This is a genomic window from Kluyvera sp. 1366, from assembly GCF_054823405.1.
Genome location: NZ_JBTRDW010000009.1, coordinates 197,315 through 208,867, shown reverse-complemented (window position 1 = coordinate 208,867; position 11,553 = coordinate 197,315). Strand labels below are relative to the sequence as shown.

Below are 11,553 nucleotides of genomic sequence, written 5' to 3'. Positions count from 1 at the left end.
TGACTGGTGGACTATCGATGGAACTGATGCACTCAGGCGCAACTTTTCGCCGTTCGTTTAAGCTCAGCGTTCTCTGTGCGGGCATGGCTTTACTTTACAGTTCTCCACTTTTAGCGGCCAGTGACGCGTTAACCCGGGCGGGGCACATCACCTCAGCAGGTTTAGCGCAACAGCAAGAACTGCCTTCATTAACCGGTGAAGTGGCGGAACCCGCCCTCGCCAACGTCCCCGACTTTCTCACCATCAACCAGGCGGTACAGCGCGCCGTTCAGTGGCATCCCGATATCGCTCAGGCAGTAGGAAAAATGCTGGAGCAGGCCAATCAGGTTGATGTGGCGAAAGCCAAATACTATCCACAAATCAGTACCGGCATGAACAACGGCTACAGCAACGCCTACAGCGAAAAGGGCTTCAGCCCGTCGTTTGTGCTGTCGGTTTCACAGATGTTGTATGACTTCGGCAAGGTCAGCAGTTCGGTGCGTTCCGCCGAAGCGGGCGTGGCGCAGGAGCAGGCCAACGTGCTGGTGAGCATTGATACCGTGGCGCACGATACCGCCGCTGCGCTGGTGGAAGTGCAGGGTTATCAGCAACTGGTCAAAATTGCGCGTGAGCAGCTCACGGCGCTGAGTAAGATTGGCGATCTGGCGCGCCAGCGTAATGAAGAGGGCGCGGCGTCGCTTTCGGATGCCACCCAAACCGATGCGCGTATCGAAGGCGCGCGTACCACCCTAACGCAGTATCAAGCCAACCTCGACCGCTGGCGCGCCACGCTGGCAACCTATCTTGGCTGGCCGCTGGTGAAAAAGGTCAGCGACGATTTTCCCACCAAACTCACCCAGTCCTGTCAGGTGGCGAAAGCCGATGACAAGCTCAATCCGTCGGTGCTGGCGGCCTGGGCGCAGGCCAATCAGGCGCAGGCCAAACTCGATAATGCTAACGCGCAAAACATGCCAACCATCTCGCTGGAACCGCAGGTGACGCATTATCTCAATAATCACTATTCCGGCAGCGAATCGCTGGATCGCACCCAATATTCGGCGTTTGTGAAAGTGGAAATGCCGCTCTATCAGGGCGGCGGCATCACCGCCAGCCGGGACGCGGCCGCCAATGCATTGCAGGCCGCCAATGCGGCCGTCAACTCGGCGCGGCTTAAAGCGCGTCAGCAGCTAAGCGAGTCGCAGAACGCGTCGCAAAGCCTGGCGCTCAGCCTGGCGATCATGGGACGGCAACAGACGCTGGGCGAGAAAACCCAGTCGCTCTATCAGGATCAGTATCTGCAACTCGGCACCCGTCCGCTGCTGGACGTTCTCAACGCCGAGCAGGAAGTGTTCCAGACCCGTTTCACATTGCAGCAAACCATCAGCCAGTTACGCTCACTGCAGCTCGATTGTCTCTACAGCACCGGGCATATGCGGTCGGCGTTTGCTTTGAATAATCAGCGGATCCAGTCCGTGGAGATCCAGCCATGACGCAATTACAGATTCCCGACGCGCCTGATAGCGCGTCCGGGGGAAACGTGCCCTTACACGGATGGGCCACCGCAATCATCCTGATCGCCAGCCATTATCGCTTGCCCTGTTCGCCGGGAATGATCATGGCCGCTGCCGAATGGCAGGGCAAACAGTCACGCGATAAAGCGTTACGCCATCTGGCGCGCCAGGCCGGTTTATCGCTGCAATTATATGAAGAGAATAAGTGGGAGATCACCAGTTGGCGCTTACCGCTGGCGATCGAGCTGGCCGACGGTCAGGTGGGCGTTATCACCCAGTTTGATGGCGACGATGAAGTGCGGGTGCATTTTGCCGGTGATGAACAGCCAGCACCAATTGCGCTGGAGACGTTGCTGCCGGAAATCCGCTTTGCCGCCGCGCTGCGTCCAGTTACCGCTGCCAAAGATAGCCGCGTCGATCGCTATCTCGCCACGGTAAAACCGGATTGGCTGCGCCGTCTGGTGCTGCACGATCTGCGGCCGTACGGCTACGTGATGCTCGGATCCTTCCTGATCAACCTGCTGGCGCTGGTCGGCATTATCTTCTCGATGCAGGTGTACGATCGGGTGATTCCGGCGCAGTCCTATCCCACGCTGTATGTGCTGTATATCGGCGTGATCATCTCGGTGGTGTTCACTTATATTCTGCGCGTTGGGCGCGATCACGTGACCGATCTGCTGGGCAAGCGTGCCGATATGCGCGTCTCCGATCGGGTATTTGGTCACGCGCTGCGGCTGCGTAACAGCGCGGTGCCGCGTTCGACCGGCACCTTTATCTCGCAGCTGCGCGAGCTGGAGGCGATCCGCGAAATGGTCACGTCCACCACGGTCACCTCGATTGTCGATATGCCGTTCTTCCTGCTGTTCATGCTGGTGATGGCGATTATCGCGCCGCAGCTGGCGTGGATTGCGCCGGTGGCGGTGCTGCTGATGATCCTGCCGGGCGTGCTGAGCCAGAAGAAGCTGGCGAAGCTGGCGCAGCAGAACCTGAAAGAGTCGACGCTGCGAAATGCGGTGCTGGTGGAGAGCGTGCAAGGGCTGGAAGATATCAAGCTGATGCAGGCGGAAGATCGCTTCCTGCAACAGTGGAACAGCTACATTCGCATTACCGCGCAATCCGGCGTGGAGATGCGCAAAGTGATGCACTCGCTGATTACCTGGGGCGTGACGGTGCAGGGTTTGGTATACGCCAGCGTGATTGTGATCGGTGCGCCGATGGTAATCAACGGCGATATTACCACCGGTGCGATTGTGGCGGCGTCGCTGCTCTCCTCGCGCATGATTGCGCCGATGGCCACGCTGTGTGGCGTGCTGGCGCGCTGGCAGCAGGTGAAAGCGGCGAAAGGCAGCCTTGATGCGCTGATGAATTTGCCGGTGGAAAACAGCAAAGACGAAACGCGGATCCACACGCCGGTGCTGTTTGGTCACTATCAGTTCACCGATGCAATGTTCCGTTACTACACCGATTCGATGAACATCGCGCTGCGCATTAAAAGCCTGACCATCAAACCGGGCGAGCGCATTGCGGTGCTGGGACGCAACGGTTCGGGTAAATCGACCTTGCTGCAGGCGATGATTGGCGGCATCGATCTGGTCGGCGGTGAACTGCGGCTGGATAACCTCAGCCTGCCGCACATTGATGTGGCGGATGTGCGGCGTAACGTTGGCCTGTTGACGCAAAACGCGCGGCTGTTCCACGGCACGCTACGCGAGAATCTCACTATGGGCGCGGCGCACGCCACCGATGATGCGATCTTTGGCGCGCTCACCGTCAGCGGCGGCGCAGATTTCATTCGTCGTCTGCCGCTCGGCCTCGACCATCCGATCATGGAAGGCGGCGTTGGGCTTTCCGGCGGACAGCGTCAGTCGCTGCTGCTGGCGCGTATGCTGCTGCGCGATCCCAACATCATCCTGCTGGATGAACCGACGGCGGCGCTCGACGATCACACCGAGAAAGAGTTTATCGAACGTCTCGGTCAGTGGCTCAACGGGCGCACCTTGATCGTGGCGACGCACCGTGCGGCGATCCTCGCGCTAGTGGATCGTGTGCTGGTGCTGAAAGAGGGACAACTGGTGATGGACAGCCCGAAAGAGAACGCCTTGCCAACACCGCGTACTAACGGCAGCCTGCCGGAGGCGCAATCATGATCAAACAATTACCGGCAAGACTGCGCTTAGTGACGGCGGCAGAAGTGGATTCCTCCGACGATCTGCTCGGTGAGCTGCGATCCGAAACCCATTACACCGGCGCGGTGCGGCTGATCGTCATCAGCACCGCACTGATCCTCGTTACCGTGATCTGGGCCTGGTTTGGCGTGCTGGATGAAGTCTCAACCGGCACCGGCAAAGTGATTCCCAGCTCGCGCGATCAGGTGCTGCAATCGCTGGAAGGCGGCATCCTCACCGAGCTGTATGTGCACGAAGGCGATCAGGTGCAGGCCGGGCAAGTGGTGGCGCGCCTCGATGCCACGCGCTCGCAATCCAACGTCGGCGAAAGTGCGGCACGCTATCGTGCGGCATTGGCTGCCGCCGCGCGTCTCAATGCGGAAGTGAACGATCAGCCGCTGAGTTTCCCGGCAGAGTTGAATAAGTTCCCCGATCTGATGGCGTCAGAAACGCGGCTGTATAAAACCCGCCGCGCACAGCTCACGGATGCGACTGCGCAGTTTAAAGAGTCGCTGGCGCTGGCTAACCGCGAGCTGGCCATCACGCAGCGTCTGGCCAAAACCGGTGCCGCCAGTAGCGTGGAAGTGCTGCGTTTGCAGCGCGATAAATCAGATCTGGAGCTGAAACTCACCGATATGCGTTCGCAATATTATGTGCAGGCACGTGAGGAGCTGGCGAAAGCCAACGCCGAAGCCGACAGCATGGCGCAAGTGGTGAAAGGGCGTGAAGACACGGTGACGCGACTGACCATCCGTTCGCCGATGCGCGGCATCGTGAAAAACATCAAAGTCTCCACCGTGGGCGGCGTGGTCCCACCGAATGGCGAGCTGATGAACATCGTGCCAATGAACGATCGCCTGCTGATTGAAGCGCGTTTGTCACCGCGCGATATCGCCTTTATCCGTCCCGGCCAGCGGGCGGTGGTGAAGATCTCGGCGTATGACTACGCCATTTATGGCGGCCTGAACGGCGTGGTGGAGAGCATCTCGCCGGATACCATTCAGGATGAGGTGAAACCGGAAATTTACTATTACCGCGTGTTTATCCGCACCGATAACGACTACGTGCAGAATAAAGCCGGTAAGCGCTTCTCAATCAGTCCCGGCATGGTTTCTACCGTGGATATTAAAACCGGTGAGAAGACGGTGATGGATTATCTGATTAAGCCGTTTAACAAAGCGCAAGAGGCGATGCGCGAACGCTAATTGGAACGGTATAACGCGTTAGTTTAAAACCGCTGTTTTCCTCAGGAAACGGCGGTTTTTTATTTGGGTGATTGATGAGGGCACCATGAAGTTTCGGCAGCTATTACACGAACCGTTAAATATTAAATCCCGCACTTATATAATTAATTACAGCAAGAAATGTCTTGAGCTGGCTTGTTATTAGAGAAAAGGGGTTCCCGAAGTGAACGATAACAAGCCGTTTCTCAAAGGCGCTAAGTGCGCTTAACGCTAAGCTGAGCGCTTTGATACGTTACGCACATGAAATTATGAACAAATCAATGTGGTTTTATTTTCGAGCGCGGGAAGACGGACGCGGTACTTTTATTTAATGCGCTGCAATTTGTCACCAAAAAACATCCCGAAATATTGGATTTTCCTCGAGGGGCGGCAGGGTTATTAATGCGCAGAGCCGCAGGCCGAACCTCAATGATGTGCTACGGCACGCTTATGAATATTTGATGATTGCTCCATGTTAATAAAAGAGAATTCCACCTTATCAAAATTTGAAAAAAGATTAGGCGTTGTTTCTTTCGCCAATCTTAAACGGCACCTCGGAAAAGCGATCATTTTTCTCCCAATGACGTTGCTGATTATTTATCTGGCAATATTCAGTCAGCCGCGTTTTGTGAGCGAATCCAAAGTCGCGATTAAACGCTCAGATGATCTTGCCAGCAATAGCGTGAATTTTGGCTTGTTGTTAGGGGCGATTAATCCCAGTTCGGTGGAAGATGCACTCTACTTAAAGGAGTACATCAATTCGCCGGATATGCTGGCAGTGCTAGATAAACAACTTAATTTCCGTCAAGCCTTCAGCCAAAGCGGACTGGATTTCTTGCACCATCTGTCTCCTGATGAAACTGCCGAAAAATTCCTGCGTTATTATCGTGAACGTCTCAGCGTAACGTATGACGATAAAGCGGGATTGCTGGCTATTCGCACGCAAGGCTTTACGCCGGACTTTGCCCTTAACTTTAATAAAGCGGTGCTGAAAGAGTCCGAACGCTTCATTAATGAGTTGTCGCACCGTATTGCGCGTGATCAGCTGACCTTTGCGGAAAAGGAGATGGAAAAGTCCCGCTCACGCCTGAATAACAGTAAATCCGAGCTGCTGGCGTATCAGAACAGCAACAATGTGCTGGATCCTGAAGCGCAAGCGTTAGCAGCCAGTTCACTGGTTAACACGCTGATGGGGCAGAAGATCCAGATGGAAGCGGAGCTGCGTACTCTGCTGACCTATCTGCGTGATGACGCTGCGCAAGTTGTCAGCGTACGTAACGCCATTGCCTCGATGCAGGCGCAGATCGATAACGAGAAAGGCAAAATCACCGCGCCGCAGGGCGACAAACTTAACCGCATGGCGGTGGAGTTTGAAGAGATTAGATCGCGTGTCGCCTTTGATAATGAGCTTTACAAGCTTGCGCTGACCTCTATCGAAAAAACACGCGTGGAAGCCGCTCGTAAACTGAAAGTGCTTTCGGTGATCAGTTCACCGCAGCAGCCGCAAGAGTCCACTTTCCCCAACATTCCGTATTTGATCGCCTGCTGGTTGCTGGTGTGCTGCTTAATGTTTGGCACCCTGAAACTGTTATTGGCGGTGATTGAAGATCATCGGGATTAATGCTGTCGCAGAATGAGTCTGTTATGAAAATTTTAAAATCATTTGTAATGATCGCAGCTTGCTTCACTGCGCAGGCCAGTGCGGCCTTAAATATTAACGCTGATGCAAACTTAACCGGCGTTAAAACACAATCTCTGCTCAATTCGGCACCGGCAAATATCAGCAGCAATAACAGCGGATTTGATGATACGCCTGTGCCAGCTGCGCCTGTGGTACTTAGCCGTATGTTTGGTGCTCAGCTGTTTAATGGCAATAGCGGAGATAACGGGGCAAGCGTAGGTTTCAATCCCGGCTATATCCTGAATCCAGGAGATAGCGTTCAGGTGCGTTTATGGGGCGCATTTACTTTTGACGGCGCGTTGCAGGTTGATCCCAAAGGCAACATTTTCCTGCCAAATGTGGGGCCGGTAAAAGTCGCTGGCATCAGTAACAGCCAGCTAAACGCGTTAATTACCAGCAAAGTGAAGCAGGTCTACCAAGCCAACGTCAGTGTGTATGCATCGCTATTACAGGCACAGCCTGTGAAAGTCTACGTCACCGGTTTTGTTCACAGCCCGGGTTTATATGGCGGCGTGACGTCGGATTCCCTATTGAACTATTTGATTAAAGCGGGCGGCGTTGATCCTGAACGTGGAAGTTACGTCGATATTTTAGTGAAACGTGGCAATAAAGTGCGATCCAATATCAACCTGTATGATTTTTTGCTTAACGGTAAATTGGGATTATCACAATTTGCCGATGGCGACACCATTGTGGTCGGGCCGCGTCAGCATACGTTCAATGTGCAAGGCGATGTATTCAATAGCTATAACTTTGAATTTCGCAACAGCACTATTCCTGTCACCGAAGCTTTGAGCTGGGCGCGAGTCAAACCGGGTGCGACGCATATTACTATTGTGCGCCAGCAAGGTTTAGCAAAGCGCAGCGAATATTATCCAATTCGCGAGGCGAACGGCCGCTTCCTGCAAGATGGTGACAGACTGATTGTGAGCACCGATCGCTATGCCAGCACGATTCAGGTCCGCGTTGAAGGCGCACACTCAGGTGAACACGCGATGGTACTGCCTTACGGATCCAACATGCAGGCGGTGTTGAAGCAGATTCGACCTAATAGTATGTCGCAGATGAGTGCCATCAAGCTGTATCGTCCCTCCGTGGCCTCCCGCCAGAAAGAGATGATGAACCTGGCGTTGCAGAAGTTAGAGGAAGCCTCGCTTTCTGCGCAATCATCCACCAAGGAGGAGGCTGGCCTCCGCTTCCAGGAAGCGCAATTGGTCAGCCGATTTGTGGCGAAAGCGCGTCAGGTCGTGCCAAAAGGTGAAGTCATTCTGAACGAGAAAAACCTCGCGGCCACCCTGCTGGAAGATGGTGATGTGATTAGCATTCCTCAGAAAACCTCACTGGTGCTGGTACATGGTGAAGTGCTGTTCCCGAATGCAGTGAGCTGGGAGCAAGGCTTACGCGCGAAAGATTACATCGCCAAAAGCGGTGGCTTTACGCAGAAGTCCGGTAATGCGCGCGTCATCGTTATTCGCCAGAACGGCGCGGCCGAAGACGCGGAAGATGTCGGTGCGCTGAATCCAGGTGATGAGTTAATGGTGCTGCCGAAGTATGAATCGAAGAGCATCGAAGTGACGCGTGGCATTTCCACCATCCTGTATCAATTAGCCATTGCGGCGAAAGTGGTTCTTACGCTGTAAGGGTGCATCGTGATGATTGGTATATTCTCTTCGGGCATCTGGCGAATTCCATTTTTGCGTAATTTCCTGGCCCAGCCGTGCCAGAAATTATCGCTGCAACGGCCTGTCGCCGATGCCGTGACCACCATTGCAGTGTGGGGATATCGTCCCAACACACGTCAGCCGGTGGCGTGGGCGCGTAGTGTAGGAAAATCAGTGCTGCGACTGGAAGATGGCTATATCCGCTCGCTGGATCTTGGCGTTAATGGCGCGCCACCTTTTTCACTGGTGCTGGATAGATTGGGGATCTATTACGATGCTAACCGGCCCAGCGAGTTAGAGAAGATGATCCAGGAAAGAGAAGTTAATCAACGGCTTGCCGATGACGCCAAACGAGCAATGAGCATCATCGTTGAGCAAGATTTATCGAAATATAATCAAGCTCCGGCTTTTGTTGCAGGAGCATGTGCAACCAGCAATGTAGTATTAGTTATTGACCAAACGCTAGGTGACATGTCCGTAACCTATGGCAATGCGGGGCCGAATAATTTTGTCCTGATGTTAGAGGCGGCGATACGGGAAAATCCTGGTGCCGTGGTGTGGATAAAGGTCCATCCGGACGTACTACAAGGCAAGAAGTCGGGATATTACCACTCCTTTCAATCCACGCATCGTATACATCTCATGGCTGATGATGTGAGCCCACAATCTCTGTTGCGGCATGTCTCACGTGTCTATGTCATGACTTCGCAGTATGGATTTGAAGCATTGATGGCAGGTAAACCGGTGACGTGCTTTGGCCAACCCTGGTATGCCGGTTGGGGATTGACCGACGATCGCCATCCACAAGCTAAGCAGCTAAGTGAACGGCGTGGCAACGCTACGCTTGAGCAACTGTTTGCGGCGGCCTACTTGCGCTATAGCCGCTATATCCACCCGTTGACCGGCGAGCCCGCAACGCTGTTTGATGTTTTGCATTGGATCCAATTGCAACGCAACTATCAGCTACCACGTATCGGACACCTTTGGGCGCCGGGTTTATCGATGTGGAAATACACCATCCTTAAACCGTTTTTGCGTACCGCTACCAATACGCTGAGTTTTTCAAAAAGTAATAAGCTGGCTACCGCGTGTGTGGTATGGGGAATTGCTGGCGAGCAGCGTTGGTTGGAAAAAGCGCAAGCCCAACAATTACCTGTTTGGCGCATGGAAGATGGTTTTTTACGCTCTTCGGGCCTGGGTTCAGATCTTCTGCCGCCGTTGTCCTTGGTATTGGATAAACGTGGTATTTATTACGATGCCACGCGACCCAGTGATTTAGAGATGTTGCTCAATGAAAGTGAATTAACCGATGCTCAATGTTCGCGGGCGAGGAAGGTTCATCATCGGCTCGTAAATAACAGAATCAGTAAATACAATCTTGGCGCTGATTTTACTTTGCCAGCCGATTCAAAAGGTAAACGCGTATTATTGGTGCCAGGCCAGGTAGAAAATGATGCATCTATTCAGACTGGCACCTTTACAATCTGTACTAATCGGGATTTGTTACGAACCGTACGGGAGCGTAATCCTGCGGCATACATTATTTACAAGCCACATCCAGATGTAGTAGTAGGCAACCGCAAAGGGCATATTACTGATAGAGAAATTAATCAATATGCTGATTATCAGGCGCTGGATGCAGACATTATTCAATGTATTCAGGTTTCCAATGAAGTACATACGATGACATCGCTTTCAGGATTCGAAGCTTTATTGCATGGCAAACGCGTGTACTGCTACGGCATGCCATTCTATGCTGGATGGGGATTAACATATGACGAGCATGATTGTTTCCGCCGAGTGAAACAATTAGGCCTTTACGATTTGATCTATCAAGCATTAATTGCCTATCCGACTTACATTCATCCGTTACGACTGGATGCTATTTCAGTAGAAGAAGCCATTGAAATTCTCATCAATACGCCACGAGCAAATATGGTGATTGATAAAAATTGGCGAGACAGACTTATGCGGATGGGAAAAAAGTTATCAATGTTTATTAAGGTGAAGTTAGCATTTTAAACCATGAGTGAAGCTATTAAAAAGCTGCTAAAAGGAAAGCAGTTCCTGTTGTTACAAGGCCCAATGGGGCCTTTCTTTAATGACATGGCTTATTGGCTGGAGTCATTGGGGCGTGAAGCCGTGAATGTCGTATTCAACGGCGGCGACCGCTTCTATTGCCGTAAACGTAAATACCTCACGTTCATGCAAACAGAAAAGGAGTTTTCGGCTTGGCTCAACCGGGTTAAGCGGGATTATGACTTTGATACGATTTTGTGCTTTGGCGATTGCCGGACGCTGCATAAGGTAGCGAAGGGCTGGGCACATACGCAAGGGGTAAGATTTTTTGTATTCGAAGAAGGGTATCTGCGACCAAATTTTATTACGCTCGAGGAGGGCGGTGTCAATGCCAACTCTTCAATGCCGCGCGATGCTGAATTCTATCGCCAACTATTGGCGCAGCCAGCAGCGAAAATAGAGGCATGTTATCCATCTAAAATCCGCAGGATGGCGCATGCCAGCTGGTATTACTTCATTAGCTGGTATTATCGACATACCTTTGACCAATATTGTCACCATAAACCATTTTCACCTTGGCGCGAAGCCACATATTGGTTTCGGGCTGGGTGGCGCAAGACATTATATCAATTTAAGCAGAGGCATATACTTAATAGATTAACGGTTGATTTAGACCAATGCTATTACCTGGCGATTTTACAGGTTTATAATGATAGCCAAATAGAGCATCATAGCCCTTATAATGATGTGCGGGATTATATCCGTGAGGTAATGTGCTCTTTTGTGCAGCATGCACCAGCGGATACTTATCTGGTGATTAAACATCATCCAATGGATTGCGGGCATCGCAATTACGCAGCGCTGATCAATGAGCTCTGCAAGCGTTTAAATATTACAGATAGAGTAGTTTATATTCATGATCTCCCTTTGCGGGAATTAATTTCACATGCTCAAGGTGTGGTTACGATTAACAGCACCGCAGGAATTTTAGCGTTGATGCATGGTAAGCGGTTAAAAGTGATGGGAGAGGCGTTATACGACATTAGAGGAGTAACGTTTCAGTCGGGTTTGGATTTTTTTTGGCGGGATCAGTTTGTTACAGATGATTATTTGTTCAAAAGTTTTATGACACATTTGACCTGCCAGACGCAAGTTAATATCCATTATTACCAATGGAACGTTTTTTCGAGTAAAGTTTGGTGTGAATTAGAAGACGTGCAAAACTTTAAATGAGCTCAATTTCAGCGTTGTTAATTAACGCCATGCTGACACTCAGACGCAGCATGGTTCGTCAATTGCGGGTTCCCATTGAAT

At 52.1% G+C, this 11,553-nt stretch carries 7 protein-coding genes; all 7 read left to right on the top strand.

Annotation, left to right across the window (positions count from 1 at the left end; genetic code table 11):
• The first annotated feature begins 17 nt into the window (after positions 1 to 17).
• A complete protein-coding gene (locus ACVLVH_RS20085) occupies positions 18 to 1,469 on the top strand; it encodes a TolC family outer membrane protein (RefSeq protein WP_192412061.1) in 1,452 nt (483 codons plus the stop codon).
• Positions 1,466 to 3,637 (top strand): type I secretion system permease/ATPase, encoded by a 2,172-nt coding sequence (locus ACVLVH_RS20080; RefSeq protein ID WP_192412060.1) that lies wholly within the window; start codon positions 1,466 to 1,468, stop codon positions 3,635 to 3,637. Before ACVLVH_RS20085 ends, ACVLVH_RS20080 begins: the two co-directional genes overlap by 4 nt.
• A complete protein-coding gene (locus ACVLVH_RS20075) occupies positions 3,634 to 4,860 on the top strand; it encodes an HlyD family type I secretion periplasmic adaptor subunit (protein ID WP_192412059.1) in 1,227 nt (408 codons plus the stop codon). The genes ACVLVH_RS20080 and ACVLVH_RS20075 overlap by 4 nt, the downstream gene beginning before the upstream one ends.
• A gap of 490 nt (positions 4,861 to 5,350) precedes the next feature.
• Positions 5,351 to 6,499 (top strand): capsule biosynthesis protein, encoded by a 1,149-nt coding sequence (locus ACVLVH_RS20070; RefSeq protein WP_192412058.1) that lies wholly within the window; start codon positions 5,351 to 5,353, stop codon positions 6,497 to 6,499.
• A 23-nt stretch (positions 6,500 to 6,522) separates the two neighbouring features.
• The gene (locus ACVLVH_RS20065) at positions 6,523 to 8,199 is read left to right on the top strand and encodes a polysaccharide biosynthesis/export family protein (protein WP_498949995.1); all 1,677 of its coding nucleotides are present in this window, start codon (positions 6,523 to 6,525) and stop codon (positions 8,197 to 8,199) included.
• Between the two features lie 12 nt (positions 8,200 to 8,211).
• A complete protein-coding gene (locus ACVLVH_RS20060) occupies positions 8,212 to 10,242 on the top strand; it encodes a capsule polysaccharide biogenesis protein (protein WP_192412308.1) in 2,031 nt (676 codons plus the stop codon).
• A 3-nt stretch (positions 10,243 to 10,245) separates the two neighbouring features.
• Complete coding sequence (locus ACVLVH_RS20055) at positions 10,246 to 11,472, top strand: capsule polysaccharide biogenesis protein (RefSeq protein WP_498949994.1); 1,227 nt, start codon at positions 10,246 to 10,248, stop codon at positions 11,470 to 11,472.
• Positions 11,473 to 11,553 lie beyond the last annotated feature (81 nt).